The organism is Limnohabitans sp. 2KL-3 (genome assembly GCF_001269405.1).
Lineage (GTDB): Bacteria > Pseudomonadota > Gammaproteobacteria > Burkholderiales > Burkholderiaceae_C > Limnohabitans_A.
This window is the reverse complement of the sequence record NZ_CXON01000003.1, coordinates 49,778-67,745: the sequence shown is the minus strand read 5'-3', so window position 1 is coordinate 67,745 and position 17,968 is coordinate 49,778. Positions and strand designations below refer to the sequence as shown.

Annotated in this window: 16 protein-coding genes; 12 read left to right on the top strand and 4 right to left on the bottom strand. The window is 58.0% G+C overall.

Annotation, left to right across the window (positions count from 1 at the left end; genetic code table 11):
* Window positions 1-133: 133 nt before the first annotated feature.
* The gene (locus AMM41_RS21760) at window positions 134-277 is read left to right on the top strand and encodes a transposase (protein ID WP_146186236.1); all 144 of its coding nucleotides are present in this window, start codon (window positions 134-136) and stop codon (window positions 275-277) included.
* A gap of 372 nt (window positions 278-649) precedes the next feature.
* Window positions 650-1,678: a tRNA dihydrouridine(20/20a) synthase DusA gene (dusA, locus tag AMM41_RS05070; protein WP_089955205.1), complete on the top strand. Its 1,029-nt coding sequence runs from the start codon at window positions 650-652 to the stop codon at window positions 1,676-1,678.
* A 175-nt stretch (window positions 1,679-1,853) separates the two neighbouring features.
* Here the strand turns inward: dusA and AMM41_RS05065 are convergent, their stop codons facing one another.
* On the bottom strand, window positions 1,854-2,489 hold the full coding sequence (locus AMM41_RS05065; RefSeq protein WP_089953883.1) for a GntR family transcriptional regulator: 636 nt from the start codon (window positions 2,487-2,489) through the stop codon (window positions 1,854-1,856).
* A 186-nt stretch (window positions 2,490-2,675) separates the two neighbouring features.
* Here AMM41_RS05065 and scpA point away from each other — a divergent pair, with 186 nt between their 5' ends.
* From scpA to AMM41_RS05020, 9 genes are all read left to right on the top strand, one after another.
* A complete protein-coding gene (gene scpA, locus AMM41_RS05060; RefSeq protein WP_089953880.1) occupies window positions 2,676-4,853 on the top strand; it encodes a methylmalonyl-CoA mutase in 2,178 nt (725 codons plus the stop codon).
* A gap of 51 nt (window positions 4,854-4,904) precedes the next feature.
* Complete coding sequence (locus AMM41_RS05055) at window positions 4,905-5,288, top strand: hypothetical protein (protein ID WP_089953877.1); 384 nt, start codon at window positions 4,905-4,907, stop codon at window positions 5,286-5,288.
* Window positions 5,285-5,539, top strand: coding sequence for an antitoxin (locus AMM41_RS05050; protein WP_089953875.1), 255 nt, complete (start codon window positions 5,285-5,287; stop codon window positions 5,537-5,539). Before AMM41_RS05055 ends, AMM41_RS05050 begins: the two co-directional genes overlap by 4 nt.
* On the top strand, window positions 5,539-5,943 hold the full coding sequence (locus AMM41_RS05045) for a type II toxin-antitoxin system tRNA(fMet)-specific endonuclease VapC (RefSeq protein ID WP_089953872.1): 405 nt from the start codon (window positions 5,539-5,541) through the stop codon (window positions 5,941-5,943). Before AMM41_RS05050 ends, AMM41_RS05045 begins: the two co-directional genes overlap by 1 nt.
* The gene (locus tag AMM41_RS05040) at window positions 5,940-6,653 is read left to right on the top strand and encodes a DUF5677 domain-containing protein (protein ID WP_089953869.1); all 714 of its coding nucleotides are present in this window, start codon (window positions 5,940-5,942) and stop codon (window positions 6,651-6,653) included. The genes AMM41_RS05045 and AMM41_RS05040 overlap by 4 nt, the downstream gene beginning before the upstream one ends.
* A 1-nt stretch (window position 6,654) precedes the next feature.
* On the top strand, window positions 6,655-7,677 hold the full coding sequence (gene meaB / locus AMM41_RS05035) for a methylmalonyl Co-A mutase-associated GTPase MeaB (RefSeq protein WP_228769104.1): 1,023 nt from the start codon (window positions 6,655-6,657) through the stop codon (window positions 7,675-7,677).
* 18 nt (window positions 7,678-7,695) lie between these two features.
* Window positions 7,696-9,228, top strand: coding sequence for an acyl-CoA carboxylase subunit beta (locus tag AMM41_RS05030; RefSeq protein WP_089953864.1), 1,533 nt, complete (start codon window positions 7,696-7,698; stop codon window positions 9,226-9,228).
* A gap of 81 nt (window positions 9,229-9,309) precedes the next feature.
* A complete protein-coding gene (locus AMM41_RS05025) occupies window positions 9,310-11,358 on the top strand; it encodes an acetyl-CoA carboxylase biotin carboxylase subunit (RefSeq protein ID WP_089953861.1) in 2,049 nt (682 codons plus the stop codon).
* Complete coding sequence (locus AMM41_RS05020; protein WP_089953858.1) at window positions 11,359-11,841, top strand: VOC family protein; 483 nt, start codon at window positions 11,359-11,361, stop codon at window positions 11,839-11,841. It begins immediately after the preceding gene.
* A 121-nt stretch (window positions 11,842-11,962) separates the two neighbouring features.
* On the opposite strand, the gene rsxB is transcribed toward AMM41_RS05020, so the two are convergent.
* From rsxB to AMM41_RS05005, 3 genes are all read right to left on the bottom strand, one after another.
* On the bottom strand, window positions 11,963-12,652 hold the full coding sequence (gene rsxB, locus AMM41_RS05015) for an electron transport complex subunit RsxB (RefSeq protein WP_089953855.1): 690 nt from the start codon (window positions 12,650-12,652) through the stop codon (window positions 11,963-11,965).
* A gap of 5 nt (window positions 12,653-12,657) precedes the next feature.
* Complete coding sequence (gene phaZ, locus AMM41_RS05010) at window positions 12,658-14,316, bottom strand: polyhydroxyalkanoate depolymerase (RefSeq protein ID WP_089953853.1); 1,659 nt, start codon at window positions 14,314-14,316, stop codon at window positions 12,658-12,660.
* 165 nt (window positions 14,317-14,481) lie between these two features.
* Window positions 14,482-15,678, bottom strand: a complete 1,197-nt coding sequence (locus AMM41_RS05005; RefSeq protein WP_089953851.1) for an amino acid aminotransferase — start codon at window positions 15,676-15,678, stop codon at window positions 14,482-14,484.
* A 128-nt stretch (window positions 15,679-15,806) separates the two neighbouring features.
* Here AMM41_RS05005 and uvrB point away from each other — a divergent pair, with 128 nt between their 5' ends.
* Entirely contained in the window at window positions 15,807-17,924 is a 2,118-nt protein-coding gene (gene uvrB / locus AMM41_RS05000; RefSeq protein ID WP_304438324.1) for an excinuclease ABC subunit UvrB, read from the top strand.
* The last annotated feature ends 44 nt before the right edge of the window (window positions 17,925-17,968 follow it).

Sequence of the window (17,968 nt, the reverse complement as noted above, 5' to 3'; positions counted from 1 at the left end):
TCCAATGACAAAACCTTATATCTCAAGATCCGAAGGATATTTAGATTGCACCTGCTCGACGGTTTGATCTGCCCCCGGCTGAGTCTTTCCAAATCGATGGAGCCAAGTCCGCTCAATTTGGAAAATGGCGGATATGCAGACCACACGGTTCACCGGTGAGCAGATCATCGGATTCTCCAAGCAAGCCGAAGCAGGCGTGTCCATCCAAGACATTTGCTGCTCAGAAGGCTTTATCCAGCCGATCTTTTATCAATGGCGCTCGCGCCTTGGTTCGTGACAGAGTGCGTGTTTCAACATCTCAAGGCTTGTCGTTTTTGTTTTGCCGTAGGTCTTTTTGATTGTTTCGGTGTGGTTTCCAATCAGGTCTCTGGCAGCAGCACCTTTGGGAATGGGAGAAAATCCAGAACTGGCAATCTGGTTTGCTTTTGATGCCATTCCCGTTGACCAGTTCTTGGTTTCACGTTTGGTATCGAAGATTGAACATCGAGAGAGTCCCTGCCGACTAACCTTTACTCTCCATTTTCAAGCGGGTAGCTGCGAAAATGTTGCGAGTGAGTGCGATCTGTGTGTAGAGATTGATGAACACATTGTGTTCCTGGTGTTCACCTTGTGTGCAATGTGTATGCACTTCATGTAAATAATGGCCGAAATGCAGCATTCGATAGAAAATAAAATCGGTATCAATCAACAATTTAGCCCTTGGCGGCTCAGTGTAGCCCCCATGATGGATTGGACCGATCGGCACTGCCGGTTTTTCCACCGCCTGCTGACCCGCCACACCTTGCTTTATACCGAGATGGTGACCACCGGTGCCTTGCGCCACGGCAGCGTGCAGCGGCACCTGCGCTTCAACGCCGAAGAGCACCCCGTGGCCCTCCAACTGGGCGGCAGCGACGCGGCCGATTTGGCCCACGCCGCCAAGCTGGGGCAAGAGTGGGGTTATGACGAGATCAACCTCAACTGCGGCTGCCCCTCAGACCGCGTGCAGCGTGGCGCATTTGGCGCTTGCCTGATGAACGAGCCGCGCACCGTGGCCGATGGCTTGAAAGCCATGCTCGATGTGGTGGATGTGCCGGTGACGGTGAAGCACCGCATCGGCATTGACCGCATTGAGAGCTACGACTTTGTGCGCGACTTTGTAGGCACCGTGAGCGATGCCGGTTGCAAAGTCTTCATCGTGCACGCCCGCAATGCGTGGCTCGACGGCCTGAGCCCCAAAGAAAACCGTGAGATTCCGCCTCTGCGTTACGAGCTGGCCTACCAGCTCAAGAAAGACTTTCCGGGGTTGCTGATCGCCGTGAACGGCGGCATCAAGACCAACGAAGAGATTGCTCTGCATCTGCAGCACGCTGATGGCGTGATGGTCGGACGCGAGGCGTACTACAACCCTTGGCTGTTGGGCAGCTGGGACGCTGCGTTTTATGGCGATTCCCACGAGGTGCCCAGTCGCGAGGCGGTGGAAGAGGCCATGGTGACCTACATGGAGCGTGCCTTTGCCGAAGACGGCTGCCCTTGGTACGCGATTGCCCGGCACATGTTGGGCCTGTACCACGGCCAGCGCGGTGGGCGTTTGTGGCGACAGGTCTGGAGCGACCACAAACTCAAGCCTTTGCCACCGCGTGAAGTCTGGCAGCTGGCTCGCGCGGCGTTGGCGCGGGGGGCGGTGATTCACGATTGAAGGCTTGGGCCGTGTCCTGTAGGTCGGAGCTTCAGCTCCGACGATGCATGCTTCGGCTCATGTCCCATGTCGTGGCTGAAGCCACCGACCTACGGCTGAGCGGTTTCTCAGGAGCCCGCCATGCAGTTGATAAGACCCAGGTCGGGATTCGGGGCCCTTTACAGACGAGGGGTGCTCATTGCGCGGCCTGCAAGCCGTTCATGAAATGCGCCGACATGCGCTCGGCCGCTTGCTCGGGCTGGCGTTCGGTCAAGGCCTGCACGATGGCGCGGTGTTCGGCCAGAGATTGCTCCATGCGGCCCTCTTTGAACAGCGAGCTGTGGCGGTTGAGCTTCATCACCTTGCGCAGGTCGGCCACCATCTGGTCGCGCCAGCGGTTGTCGGCCAATTCCAGCAGCAGCATGTGAAAACCTTCATTGATCTCGAAAAAGCGGTCTCGGTCGTGAGTGGCTTTTTCCAGGTCCGCGTGCAAAGAGGTGATCTGTGCAATTTGTTCGGCGCTGGCGTTTTGCGCCACCACACGCGCTGCATCCGATTCGAGCAAGGCCAGCAGGTGGTACACATCGCGCAGGTCTTTTTCGCTCACCTCGGTCACATAAGCGCCCCGGCGCACCTTCATGGTCACCAGGCCTTCGGCCGCCAACACCTTGAGCGCTTCGCGCAGCGGGGTGCGGCTGATGCCCAGCGCCTCTGCAATGCGCAACTCGTCGATCCAGCTGCCCGGCTCCAGTTCGCGCGCAAAAATCCGCTGCCGCAACAGTTCGGCAACTTCTTCGTACAGGGCGCGGGGGGCGAGTGACAGGGCGGACATGGGCTGTTTTAGACGGGATGCTGTTCGGGCGTGGCCCAAAGTATTTCAGGCGTTTCAGATGCTGAATTGTAAGCCGGTTAAAATATTCTGCATCAATAATTATGAATCACAGTACTTGTAAGCCGGTAGGCAGCCATCAGCTGCCAAAATCAGCACAAGTAATATTTGTCTCGAAAGTGGTGAGCCATGTCGTCAAAATCCTTTGAATTCAACGCTTCCAACCTGGAAGCCTGGCAAAAAGCAGCGGTCAAATCAGCCCCCGGTGGCGATGTGAACGCCCTGAACTGGAAGACGCCCGACGGCATCGTCGTCAAGCCGCTCTACACCGCCGAAGACACAGCCAACTTGCCTTACGCCAATACGCTGCCGGGCTTTGAGCCTTTCTTGCGCGGCCCTCAGGCCACCATGTACGCCGTGCGCCCCTGGACGATCCGCCAATATGCAGGCTTCTCCACTGCCGAGGAATCCAACGCCTTTTACCGCAAGGCCTTGGCCGCAGGCGGGCAGGGCGTGTCGGTCGCGTTTGACTTGGCCACGCACCGCGGTTACGACTCCGATCACCCGCGTGTAACCGGCGACGTGGGCAAAGCCGGTGTGGCGATTGACTCGGTCGAGGACATGAAGATCTTGTTTGACCAGATTCCGCTGGACAAGGTGTCGGTCTCGATGACCATGAACGGTGCGGTGTTGCCCGTGCTGGCGGGCTACGTGGTGGCGGCCGAAGAGCAGGGCGTCTCGCAAGACAAACTCTCAGGAACCATTCAGAACGACATTCTGAAAGAGTTCATGGTGCGCAACACCTACATCTACCCGCCAGAGCCGTCGATGAAGATCATCGGCGACATCATCGAGTACACGGCCAAGAACATGCCCAAGTTCAACTCGATCTCGATCTCGGGTTACCACATGCAAGAGGCCGGTGCCAACCAAGCGCTGGAAATGGCCTTTACCTTGGCCGACGGCAAAGAGTATGTGAAGACCGCGATTGCCAAGGGCATGGACGTGGACGAGTTCGCCGGTCGCCTGTCCTTCTTCTGGGCGGTGGGCATGAACTTCTATTTGGAGATCGCCAAGATGCGTGCGGCCCGCCTGCTGTGGTGCCGCATCATGAAAGGCTTTGACGCCAAGAACCCCAAGAGCCTCATGCTGCGCACGCACAGCCAGACCTCGGGCTGGTCGCTCACCGAGCAAGACCCGTACAACAATGTGGTGCGCACCACCATCGAGGCCATGGCGGCCGTGTTTGGCGGCACCCAATCGCTGCACACCAACTCGTTTGACGAGGCGATTGCCTTGCCCACCGAATTCAGCTCGCGCATCGCGCGCAACACGCAGCTCATCATTCAGGAAGAGACGCACATCACCAACGTGATCGACCCTTGGGCGGGTTCTTACATGATGGAGAGCCTGACGCAAGAAATGGCCGACAAGGCCTGGGCCATCATCGAAGAAGTCGAGGCCATGGGCGGCATGACCAAAGCCGTGGGCAGCGGCTGGGCCAAGCTCAAGATCGAAGCGGCGGCCGCTGAAAAGCAGGCCCGCATCGACTCCGGCAAAGACGTCATCGTGGGCGTGAACAAATACAAGCTGGCCAAAGAAGACCCGATCGAGACGCTGTCTATCGACAACGTGCGGGTGCGCGACGGCCAGATCGAACGCCTGAACAAGATTCGTGCAACGCGTGACAGCGCCAAGGTACAGGCCGCGCTGGACGCACTGAGCGCAGCCGCTGAATCGGGCCAGGGCAACCTGCTTGACTTGTCCATCCAAGCCGTGCGCCTGCGCGCCACGGTGGGTGAGGTGTCCGACGCGCTGGAAAAAGCCTTTGGTCGCCACCGCGCCGACACACAAAAAGTGACGGGCGTGTACGCCGCGGCCTATGACGACGGCGAAAACGTGGGCGACACCATGGAGTACTGGAACCAGCTCAAGGCCGACATCGCAGCCTTTGCCGAAGCGCAAGGCCGCCGCCCCCGCGTGATGATTTCCAAACTCGGCCAGGACGGCCACGACCGTGGGGCCAAAGTGGTGGCCACCGCGTTTGCCGACTTGGGTTACGACGTGGACATGGGCCCGCTGTTCCAGACGCCGGAAGAGTGCGCCCGCCAGGCGATTGAAAACGATGTGCATGCCGTGGGCGTGAGCACGCTCGCCGCAGGCCACAAAACTCTGGTGCCCGCCATCATTGCCGAGCTCAAAAAGCAGGGCGCAGACGACATCATCGTGTTCGTGGGCGGCGTGATCCCGCGCCAGGACTACGACATGCTCTACGAAGCCGGCGTCAAAGGCATCTACGGCCCCGGCACCCCGATCCCGGTCAGCGCCAAGGATGTGCTGGAGCAGATCAAGAAGGCTTTGGCTTGATGCTGGCGGATGCCCTGAAACGGTATTGACTACAGATTCCAACGGTTCTCCATGCTGTACTCCGTTCAACTTGAACCCTTGCTCGAAACTGAGCTGGAACAGGCCGCTCGTCGTTTGGGTGTGAGCCCGTCTCAGTTCATCGTTTCGGCGGTGGAGCAGGCTTTGGCGCAAGCCAAAGAAGACGGCTTGCCGTTTCAGCCATCACGGCACGGGGAAGTTTTGCCAGAAAGCATGGAGCACCTGTCGGCGACCAAGTTGGCCATCCGTTCCAAGCTCAAGGCCCAGCGCGTATCAAACCAAGACGATTGGCTGGCCTATCAAGAGGCCAAAAGACAAGGACGCCAGTGGGTGCCCACAGAGTCACCACAAGCGGTTGGTGATTCTCAAAATGGTAGGTATGATTTGGTATCTACCAAAAAGAGGTCGGCACCATGATCACAGACACCGCCAAAATTTTCACCACAGGCCGCAGCCAAGCGGTGCGCCTGCCCAAAGCCTATCGCTTTGACACCGCCGAGGTGTTCATTGAGAAGGTGGGCAACAGCGTCATCCTTCGGCCCAAAAAGGACGAACCCGGCGAGTGGGGTACGCGCTTGCAAGCCATTTTGAGCGGCTGGGAAGGCATGCCTGAAGAAATCGAGCGCGAGCACACCTTGCCACTGGACGACATCGAAAGCCTCGACTGATGTCTTCCCTGTACATGCTCGACACCAACATGGTGATCTACATCCAGCGTGGCGTGCCCAATGTTGCGGCGCGCCTGAATGAACTGGGGTCTGACCGTGTGGTGTTGTCAGCGCTTGTTGCCGCCGAGTTGGCTTATGGCGTGGAAAAGAGCGATCAAAAAGCGCGCAACCGCAAGGTGCTGGAATTGTTCCTGAGCGAAGTGCGCGTCTTGCCCTGGACGCAAGACGCCATGTGGCACTACGCCCGCCAACAACACTCACTGCGCTCAACTGGCAAAAGCATTGGTGAGTTGGACTTGTTGATTGGCTGTCACGCCTTGGCTTTGGATGCCGTTTGCGTGACCAACAACACACGGGAGTTTGAGCGGATTGAGGGCTTGAAGTTGGAGAACTGGGTGTTATGACAGCGCAACACAACACATCCGTGAATGATTTTTTTCAATTATTTTGCGTCGAGCTGGATCAATTTCAAAAATTCTGCTTTGCCAAGGAAGATAAATTTAACAGTTATAAAAAGAAGGATCCTCAGGCTGTAGCGGTTTTGTGTTTGGCAATTCAGTCTTTTGATTTTGGTCGGGGATTAAAGGCTTTGCATACCAATGGAAAGTCTTCCAGTAGCCAAATGACTTTATTGAGAAGCTTATTGGAGTGTGTTGTTCGTATTAAATACCTTGTGCTTTTTGATGATGGATTCCAGAACCTTCGATATACTGATCTGAATTCTTATATTTCAAGGTATATGGATGCTTTCAAAGCGTGGCCTGATCGCTTGAAGGTAGATGGTAACGAACCAAAGCCTATTCAGGATGCAAGAGAAGCAAAAGCTAAATTTGGCAAACCACTTCCTAAAGATTTCCACAAAATAGAAACATTGCTAACGCAGATCGCATTAAAAGACAGCGAATTTGAAGCTCTGCCAGCGTATTCTTATTATCGAGAGCTCTGTCCTCCCGCTCATTCTGATTTGGGTTATTTGCACAAGCGACTTTTCTCGAATGAAAAATCTCCCTTTTCTTGTGAGTCAGAAATTTATGAATGCGCGACAGCCTGGCTTCGATCTGCTGGGCATGATTTGAATTTGGTAATGAATAGGTTAAAGGCTGCGAATGCTTGATATGGTTGATCTCCTTCAAGGCATTCTGCACGGCACCGCCCCCGTGCAGCGTCGCGCCATGGCCAAAGCCATCACGCTGCTCGAATCGACCCGCGCCGACCACCGTGCTTTGGCCGACGAGTTGCTTACTGCCATGCTGCCGCACACCGGGAAATCTTTCCGCTTAGGCATCAGCGGTGTCCCAGGCGTGGGTAAGTCCACCTTCATCGAAGCGCTGGGCCTGTACCTCATCGGTCAAGGTCACCGCGTGGCGGTGTTGGCGGTGGACCCGTCGAGCACCGTGTCGGGCGGCTCCATCTTGGGCGACAAAACGCGCATGGAGTTGCTCAGCGTGCACGAGCGCGCCTACATCCGCCCCAGCCCCAGCAGCGGCACCTTGGGTGGCGTGGCCGAAAAAACCCGCGAGTCCATGTTGGTCTGCGAGGCCGCTGGCTACGACGTGGTGATCGTCGAGACCGTGGGCGTGGGCCAGAGCGAAACCGCGGTGGCCAATATGACCGACATGTTTGTGCTGATGCAGCTGCCCAATGCGGGTGACGATTTGCAGGCGATCAAAAAAGGCGTGATGGAAATTGCCGATTTGGTGGTCATAAACAAGGCCGACATCGATGCCATCGCGGCCACCCGTGCCGAGTTGCAAATCACCAGCGCCTTGCAGCTCTTGGGCATGCACGGCGGTTCGGGCCACGCTCATGCCGACACCACCCAGTGGCACCCCAAGGTGGTGCAGTTGAGCGCTTTGCTGGGCCAGGGCGTGGACAGCTTTTGGGCGGCGGTCAGCGAGTTCAAGGACCTGCAAACCCGCAACGGCCGCTTTGCCACGCGACGCCAACAACAAGCCCTGTCGTGGATGTGGGAACGCATTGACGCCGGTCTTAAACAAAACTTCCGGGCGCAGCCGCGTGTGCAAACGCTGCTGCCCCAACTCAGCCAACAAGTCGCTGCGGGCCAGCTCGCCGCGTCTACAGCGGCCCGTCAACTGCTCGGCGCTTACCAGGCGCAGAGTGAAACCCCATCTTCCTGAAGAAAAGAGAGAGCCACCATGCAAGACATCATCGAACAACTGGAAAAAAAGCGCGCTGCGGCCCGCTTGGGCGGCGGGCAAAAGCGCATTGACGCGCAGCACACCAAAGGCAAGCTCACCGCGCGTGAGCGCATCGAAGTGCTTCTGGACGAAGGCACCTTCGAAGAGTGGGACATGTTCGTGGAGCACCGCTGCACCGACTTCGGCATGCAGGACAACAAGATCCCCGGTGACGGCGTGGTCACCGGCTACGGCATGATCAACGGCCGCTTGGTTTTTGTGTTCAGCCAGGACTTCACGGTGTACGGCGGCGCTTTGTCGGAGACGCACGCTGAGAAGATCTGCAAGATCATGGACCAGGCCATGAAGGTCGGTGCTCCGGTGATTGGCCTGAATGATTCGGGCGGTGCCCGAATTCAAGAAGGCGTGGCGTCCTTGGGCGGTTATGCCGATGTGTTCCAGCGCAACGTGATGGCCAGCGGCGTGGTGCCCCAGATCAGCATGATCATGGGCCCCTCAGCAGGTGGCGCGGTGTATTCGCCTGCTTTGACCGACTTCATCTTCATGGTCAAGGACACTTCTTACATGTTCGTGACAGGCCCCGAAGTGGTCAAGACCGTGACGCATGAAGAAGTTACAGCTGAAGAGTTGGGCGGCGCCCTGACACACACCACCAAAAGCGGCGTGGCCGACATGGCGTTTGAGAATGACGTGGAAGCGCTGCTCATGCTGCGCCGCCTGTACAACTACTTGCCGCTCAACAACCGCGAGAAGGCACCTGTGCGCCCCAGCGGTGACCCATCGGGCCGCATGGACATGAGCTTGGACACCCTCGTGCCGGAGAATCCCAACAAGGCTTATGACATGAAAGAGCTCATCGTCAAGACCGTGGACGATGGTGACTTCTTTGAGCTGCAACCCGACTACGCCAAGAACATCCTGATCGGCTTTGCCCGCATGGAAGGCCAAACCGTGGGCATCGTGGCCAACCAGCCTTTGGTCTTGGCCGGATGCTTGGACATCAAGAGCTCGATCAAGGCTGCCCGCTTTGTGCGTTTTTGCGACGCGTTCAACATCCCCGTGGTCACCTTTGTAGACGTGCCCGGCTTCATGCCAGGCACCTCTCAAGAGTACGGCGGCATCATCAAACACGGCGCGAAGTTGTTGTACGCGTATGCCGAATGCACGGTGCCCAAAATCACCGTCATCACCCGCAAAGCCTACGGCGGTGCGTACGACGTGATGGCCTCCAAACACCTGCGTGGCGACGTGAACTTTGCCTGGCCCAACGCTGAAATCGCGGTGATGGGTGCCAAGGGTGCGGTGGAAATCATCTTCCGTGAAGACAAGGGTGACCCCGAAAAGCTGGCCGCCAAAGAAGCCGAATACAAAGCCCGTTTTGCCAACCCCTTTGTGGCAGGTGCTCGCGGCTTCATCGACGACGTGATCCAGCCGCACGAGACCCGCAAGCGGATTTGCCGTTCTTTGGTCATGCTCAAGGACAAAAAGATCGAGAACCCCTGGCGCAAGCACGGGAACATTCCGCTTTGATCGGCACCCCGTTATGGCGGACTTGATTCGCCAGCCATGGATCCCGGGTCAAGCCCGGGATGACAGATAAAAGGATTCCATATGTTCAAGAAAATTTTGATTGCCAACCGCGGCGAAATCGCCTGCCGCGTCATCGCCACCGCCCACAAAATGGGCATCCAAACCGTGGCCGTTTATTCCGAAGCCGACAAAGAAGCCCGCCATGTGCAACTGGCCGACGAGGCTGTGTTGATTGGCCCAGCCGCGTCGCGCGAGTCGTATTTGGTCGCTGACAAAATCATCGCCGCCGCCAAGGCCACTGGCGCACAAGCGATCCACCCCGGCTATGGTTTCCTGAGCGAGAACGCCGAGTTCTCCAAGCGCTGCGAAGACGAGGGCATTGCCTTCATCGGCCCACGTCACTTTTCGATTGCCGCCATGGGCGACAAAATCGAATCCAAAAAGCTGGCGGGTGCTGCGGGCGTGAACTGCATTCCCGGCGTGAACGATGCGATTGAGACCGCCGAAAAAGCGGTTGAGATCGCCAAGGGCATTGGCTACCCCGTCATGATCAAAGCCTCCGCTGGCGGCGGTGGCAAAGGCCTGCGTGTGGCCTTCAACGACAAAGAAGCTTTTGAAGGCTTTACGTCGTGCCGCAACGAAGCACGCAACAGCTTTGGTGATGACCGTGTGTTCATCGAAAAGTTTGTCGAAGAACCCCGCCACATCGAAATCCAGGTGTTGGGCGACAGCCACGGCAACGTGGTGTACCTGAACGAGCGCGAGTGCTCGATCCAGCGCCGCCACCAAAAAGTCATCGAAGAGGCACCGTCGCCTTTCATCTCTGAAGCCACCCGCAAAGCCATGGGCGAGCAAGCCGTGCAACTGGCCAAGGCGGTGAAATACCAGTCGGCCGGTACGGTGGAGTTTGTGGTCGGCAAGGACCAGAGCTTTTACTTCTTGGAGATGAACACCCGTTTGCAGGTGGAGCACCCCGTCACCGAAGCCATCACCGGGCTCGATTTGGTCGAGATGATGATCCGCGTGGCGGCTGGCGAGAAATTGCCAATCGAGCAAAAAGACGTGCAACGCAATGGTTGGTCCATCGAGTGCCGCATCAACGCCGAAGACCCGTTTCGCAACTTTTTGCCCTCCACCGGCCGACTGGTGCGTTTCCAGACGCCCCGCCAAACCATGTTCCAAGGCAACACCACCGACCTGTATGGCGTGCGCGTGGACACGGGTGTGCAAGACGGTGGCGAGATCCCGATGTTTTATGACTCGATGATCGCCAAGCTGATCGTGCACGGCAAGGACCGCAACGACGCCATTGCCAAGATGCGCGAAGCCTTGAATGGTTTTGTCATTCGCGGCATCAGCTCCAACATCCCTTTCCAGGCCGCTTTGCTGGCGCACCCGCGTTTTGTGTCGGGCGACTTCAACACCGGCTTCATTGCCGAGCAGTACAGCCAGGGCTTCCGCGCCGAAGACGTGCCGCACGACGACCACGACTTTTTGGCGGCCTTGGCGGCTTTTGTGCGACGCAAGTCGCGTGAGCGTGCCGCCAACCTGAGTGGACAGCTGCCAGGTTACGACGTCAAAGTGGGTCAAGACTATGCCGTGGTGGAACTGGGCAAAGCAGGCCAGAACCGCTATGTGCCCGTGCATGTGGCCGAATTTTCAGGCAAACACGGTGAAGCGCACATCACGGTCAATGGCAAAACCTATGCCATCGCCAGCAACTCACGCTTGAACGACATCCGCATCGAAGGCACTTGCAATGGCCAACCGTTCACGGCACAAATTGAACGCGGCACCTTGAAGAACCCGCTGGCCCTGCAAGTGCAACACAACGGCACCCGCATCGAAGCGTTGGTGATGTCGCCCCGCATGGCCGAGCTGCACAAGCTCATGCCTTACAAAGCGCCACCGGATTTGAGCCGTTTTGTGTTGTCGCCCATGCCCGGTCTGTTGGTGGACGTATCGGTGCAGCCGGGTCAGAAAGTTCAGGCGGGTGAGCGTGTGGCCGTGATCGAAGCCATGAAGATGGAAAACGTGCTGTTCGCGGCGCAAGACGGTGTGGTCAAGAAGGTGGTGGCTGCCAAAGGCGAATCGCTCACCGTGGACCAGATGATTGTGGAGTTTGAATAAATGACGCGCCCTTTCAAAGTGCTGGGCGTCCAGCAAATCGCCATCGGCGGGCCTGACAAGACCCGCCTGCAAAAACTCTGGGTCGACATGTTCGGTCTGGAAGTGACGGGCACCTACAAAAGTGAACGCGAGAACGTGGACGAAGACATCTGCGCCATCGGCACCGGCCCCTTCAAGGTTGAGGTCGATTTGATGCAGCCGCTGGACCCCGAGAAAAAGCCTGCCGTGCACAGCACCCCCCTGAACCACATCGGCTTGTGGATTGACGACCTGCCGGTGGCGGTCGAGTGGCTTACGGCCCAAGGTGTGCGTTTTGCGCCCGGTGGAATCCGCAAAGGTGCAGCCGGTTTTGACATCACGTTTTTACACCCCAAAGCGAATGAAGAGTTCCCGATTGGCGGGGAGGGCGTGTTGATCGAGTTGGTGCAGGCTCCGCCCGAGGTGGTCAAGGCGTTTGCAGCTTTGGCTGCCAACGCACATTGAGTTGATTCGGACCATCAGGTCCGATTGAAAACCTGTCTCGCCTGAAGCCTGCGACCTACAACAGACTGTCTCGCAGGTCGGTGTCGGTGGCTTTAGTCCCGACATGCGCTTCAAAAGCCCGTCAAGCTCCCGCTTGGCGGGCTTTTGCTTTGGCGAGTGCCGCCTCGATGATGGCGCGTTTGCGGTCCAATTCGGGCGCGTTGTCTGTGCCCTTGGTATGTCCGGCCAAATCGGCCAGTTTGTGTTCGGCCTTGGCTTGTAATTGCTTGTGGTGTGCGGCTTCTTCACGAACCCGGCGTCGTTGGCGAGATTCAAAACGTGTGCGGGATGTGTCGGCTTGCTCGGCGGACCAAGCGGCCCAGCCAGTATCTGCGCCCGTCACATTCTCCAGTGCGATGCAGTCCACCGGGCACACCGGGATGCACAGCTCGCAGCCCGTGCACCAAGGCTCGATCACGGTGTGCATCAACTTGTTGGCCCCCAAAATCGCATCGGTCGGGCAAGCCTTGATGCACAAGGTGCAGCCGATGCACCAGGCTTCGTCGATGATGGCCACATGCCGAGGGCCTTCGGTGCCGTGATCGGGGTTGAGGGGCAAGCTGGGTAAACCCGTCAGTGCAGACAGCCGTTCGATGCCCTCTTGCCCTCCGGGCGGGCACTGGTTGATGGCCGCTTGTCCCTCGGCCATGGCCCGCGCATAACTGGCACAGTCTGGAAAGCCACAACGCGTGCACTGCGTTTGGGGCAAGGCATCGCTCAGCAATAAGAAAAGCGCCTGGGTCTCAGGCGCTGTTCGGTTTAAGTGGGGCATGGGCCTCAGGCTTTGCTTGAAGGGTCAACCCAAGTGGTTTTGACCGAAGTGCTGGCAGCCGACTTGCCAGATGTCTTGCTCAGCGGAGCCGATGCCGATTTGGCAGGTGATTTTGCCGCTGTTTTTGCCGAAGCTTTGGCTGCAGGCTTGCTGGCCACGGAGGGGGCTGATGGGGTCACCGCAGGTTTTGCCTTGACCACGGTTGCCTTAGGGGCTGCGGGCTTGGCCGTAGATTTGGCAGCAGGCTTGGCTGGCGAGACGGGGGTCGCATTGGATGCGCCAACGTTGGTGGGTGCGCTGGCTTGCGCCACTGCAAGCGGCGGGGTGTCCGCTTGAGCCAGGGCTTCGGGAGCCACGGGGGCGGGTGAAGCGGTGACCGCAGCGGTTTTGACCGCTGTTTGCCGTGCATGGCTCGAAATGAACTTGACCAGCTCTGGATACACAATGTCGCGCCAACGGCGGCCACTGAAGATGCCGTAATGCCCAGCACCGGGCACTTCAAGGTGCTGACGTTCGCTGGCGGGCACGCCGCTGCACAGGTCTTGCGCTGCGCGGGTTTGGCCTGAGCCCGAGATGTCGTCCAACTCGCCTTCAACGGTCATCAGGGCCGTGCCCTTGATGTCCTGGGGGCGAACGCGTTCAACTTTGCCATCGACGCCCTTGACGTCCCAAGTGCCGTTGACCAGTTTGAAGTCCTGGAACACGGTGGCGATGGTTTCAAGGTAGTAATCGGCATCCATGTCGAGCACCGCGTTGTACTCGTCGTAAAACTTGCGGTGTGCTTCGGTGCTGGCGTCGTCGCCTTTGATCAGGTCTTTGAAATAGTCGTAATGGCTGGTGGCATGGCGGTCGGGGTTCATGGCCACAAAACCGGTGTATTGCAAAAAGCCGGGGTACACACGGCGACCCGCACCCGGGAAGTTGGCAGGCACACGGTAAATCACGTTGTTCTCGAACCACTCAAAACTCTTGTTGGTGGCCAAGTTGTTCACCGATGTGGGTGATTTGCGTGCGTCGATGGGACCGCCCATCATGGTCATGGTCAGTGGGGTTTTTTCGCCACGGCTGGCCATGAGAGAGACGGCGGCCATGACGGGCACCGTGGGCTGGCAGACGCTCACGATGTGGCAATTGCCATAAATGGATTGCAGGTGACGAATGAATTCCTGCACGTAGTTGATGTAGTCGTCCAGGTGGAACTCACCATCGGACAGAGGGACCAAACGTGCGTTTTTCCAGTCGGTGATGTAGACCTTGTGGTCTTGCAACATGGTTTTGACGGTGTCACGCAGCAGCGTGGCGTAGTGACCCGACAACGGTGCCACGATCAGCACCGCTGGTTGGGCCTTGAGCTGGGTCAATGTGGCCGCGTCGTCAGAAAAGCGCTTGAAACGGCGCAATTCACAAAAGGGTTTGTTGATTTCGATGCGCTCGTGGATGGCCACATCGACACGGTTGACCTTGACGGTCCTGATGCCAAATTCTGGTTTTTCGTAATCTTTGCCCAGCCGATGCATGAGCGCATAGCCTGCCGATGTGCGCTGAGCCATAGGCGTTTGCGACATGGGGTTCAAGGGGTTGCTGAACAACTTGGCAGCAGCTTGGGCCAGATCGGAAAAAGGCTCCATGATCGAGCGTTGTGTTTCAAAAATCTGGTAAAGCATGTGACAGTTTCCCTTGAGACAAATGGTGCGGTGCAACAATACTACAGGAGACTGTGCAGTATTTTTTGAGTACTCCCCCTAATTGGGAGTCACCTTCTTGACCGACCAAAAAGAAACCGCCCCGTCAGGGGCGGTTGCAAGCCGAATGTCAGCTTAAAGCGGGATTTAGACGACTTTGGCGATGGCTGCGCACACGTAGTCGATGTTTTTGCTGTTGAGCGCGGCCACGCACATGCGGCCGGTGTCGGTGCCGTACACGCCAAACTCGCTGCGCAGACGCACCATCTGGTCTTTGGTCAGGCCCGAGTAGCTGAACATGCCGATCTGGCTGGTGATGAAACTCATGTCTTGCTGAACACCCGCTGCTTTGAGGCTGTCCACCAGTTTTTGGCGCATCGCCTTGATGCGAATACGCATTTCGGCCAGTTCTTGCTCCCACTGGGCACGCAACTCAGGGTTGTTCAACACAGCCGCCACCACCGCGCCGCCGTGGATGGGTGGGTTGGAGTAGTTGGTGCGGATGGCAATTTTCAATTGCGACAGCACGCGGGATGCTTCTTCTTTGTCAGAAGCCACCACCGACAGGGCGCCCACGCGCTCGCCGTACAAACTGAAGCTCTTGGAGAAAGAGGTCGACACAAAGATGTTCAGGCCCGCAGCCACAAACTTGCCGATCACGGCACCGTCTTCGGCAATGCCGTGGCCAAAACCTTGATAAGCCATGTCGAGGAAGGCGGTCAGGCTCTTGGCCTTCACCACCGCAATCACCTGGTCCCACTGGGCGTCGGTGATGTCATAACCCGTGGGGTTGTGGCAGCAAGCGTGCAGCACAACGATGGTGCCCTCGTCAGCAGCGTTCAAGCTGGCCAGCATGCCGTCGAAGTTCACGCCGCGTTTTTCGGCATCGTAGTAGGCATAGGTGCCGACTTCAAAGCCCGCGTTCACAAAAATGGCGCGGTGGTTTTCCCAGCTGGGGTCAGAAATCAGCACTTTCGCATTGGGGCTGACTTTCTTCAGGAAGTCGGCACCAATTTTCAGGCCGCCCGTGCCGCCGATGGCCTGCACGGTGGACACGCGACCGGACTTGACCACGTCAGATTCAGCACCAAACACCAGCGCCTTGACGGCGTTGTCGTAGGCCACGATGCCGTCAATCGGCAGGTAGCCACGGGCGGTGGGGGTGGCCATCATGGTTTTCTCGGCCGCTTGCACGCATTGCAGCAGGGGCAGTTTGCCGTTGTCGTCGAAGTACACGCCCACGCCCAGGTTCACTTTGTTGGGGTTGGTGTCGGCGTTGTATTGCTCGTTCAGACCCAGGATCGGGTCGCGGGGGGCCATTTCGACGGCGGAAAACAGAGACATGGAAAGTCCTTGGATTGTGTTCAGTGGTGGCAGAAAACCCGTTCCTCGGTTAGGCTTTCGGGTTGACCCTGATTTTAACGGCCCCCGCCGTCTGGTTTGGCCAGGCGGTCCTTACAAAGATGACCACCGTGCCCGAAGCCCCCGTTGTAGAAGTTGTGTCTGATGTGGACAAGTACGCTGAGGGGAAGTTCATCAGCTACCCGGGCTCTCCGTTTGAGCTCTACCAGCCTTACCCGCCTGCAGGTGACCAGCCCGTGGCCATTGAGCAGCTGGTTGAAGGCGTCCATGACGGCGAGGTGTTCCAGACCCTGCTGGGCGTGACCGGCTCGGGCAAGACCTTCACCATGGCCAATGTGATCGCCCAGCTGGGGCGTCCGGCCATCGTGTTCGCGCCCAACAAGACACTGGCGGCGCAGCTGTACAGCGAGTTTCGCGAGTTTTTCCCCAAGAACGCCGTCGAGTATTTCGTTAGTTACTACGACTATTACCAGCCCGAGGCCTATGTGCCGCAGCGCGATTTGTTCATCGAGAAAGACAGCGCGATCAACGAGCACATCGAGCAGATGCGCCTGTCGTGTACCAAAAGCATCATGGAGCGGCGCGATGTGGTGATCGTGGCCACGGTGTCGGCCATCTACGGCATTGGCGAGCCCGAGAGCTACCACCGCATGATCATGACGCTGCGCACCGGCGACAAGCTGGGGCAGCGCGATGTGATCGCCCAGCTGATCCGCATGCAGTACCAGCGCAACGACATGGAGTTTTCACGCGGCAAGTTCCGGGTGCGGGGCGACACCATCGACGTTTTCCCAGCCGAACACTCCGAGCTGGCCATCCGCATTGAGCTGTTTGACGACGAGATCGAGAGCTTGCAGCTGTTTGACCCGCTCACCGGTCGCATCCGCCAGAAGATTCCGCGCTTCACGGTCTACCCGTCCAGCCACTATGTGACGCCGCGTGACAAGGTGCTGGCGGCGGTGGAGACCATCAAGCTGGAGTTGGCCCAGCGCCTCAAAGAATTGTTGGGCATGGGCAAGCTGGTCGAAGCCCAGCGCCTGGAGCAGCGCACCCGGTTCGATTTGGAAATGTTGTCCGAAGTCGGCCACTGCAAAGGCATTGAGAACTACACCCGCCATTTGTCGGGCGCTGCCCCCGGTGACCCGCCCAGCACTCTGACCGACTACATGCCACCCGACGCGATCATGTTTCTGGACGAAAGCCACCAGATGATCGGCCAGCTCAATGCCATGTACAACGGCGACAAGGCCCGCAAGACCACGCTGGTCGAATACGGCTTTCGCCTGCCCAGCGCGCTGGACAACCGACCGCTCAAATTCGAAGAGTTTGAAAAACGCATGCGCCAATGCATCTTCGTCTCGGCCACTCCCGCTGATTATGAAAAGACGCATTCGGGCAAAGTGGTCGAGCAAGTCGTGCGCCCCACAGGCCTGGTGGACCCGCAGGTCGAGGTGCGTCCCGCTACGCACCAGGTGGACGACGTGCTGCAGGAAATCCGCATCCGGGTCGAAAAGCACGAACGGGTGCTGATCACCACCCTCACCAAACGCATGGCCGAGCAGTTGACCGAATATTTGAGCGACAACGGCGTGAAGGTGCGTTACCTGCACAGCGATGTGGACACGGTGGAGCGGGTCGAGATTTTGCGAGACCTGCGCCTGGGCGCTTTTGATGTGCTGGTGGGCATCAACCTGCTGCGCGAAGGCCTGGACATTCCCGAGGTATCGCTGGTCGCCATTTTGGATGCCGACAAAGAAGGCTTTTTGCGGGCCGAGCGCAGCCTGATCCAGACCATTGGCCGCGCAGCCCGCAACCTGAACGGCCGGGCGATTTTGTACGCTGACCGCATCACCGAGTCCATGAAAAAAGCCATGGGCGAGACCGAGCGCCGCCGCATTAAGCAATTGGCGCACAACGAGGCCATGGGCATCACGCCCAAGAGCATTGTGAAAAAGGTGAAAGACCTGATCGACGGTGTCTACAGCGAAAAATCGGGCAAAGAGGCTGAGCGTCTGGAACAAGCGGCCATGCAAAAAGCCAAAGTCGAAGACATGAGCGAGAAAGACATTGCCCGGGCCATCAAGCAATTGGAAAAGCAGATGATGGAGCACGCCCGCAACCTGGAGTTCGAAAAAGCCGCCCAAGTGCGGGACCAGTTGACCATTTTGAAAGAGCAGGCCTTTGGTGCAACCGGTGGCGACAACATCGTGCCTTTGATCCGGGCCTGAATGACCCTATAACCCGAGTGATTTAATCGGGATTGGGGTATACT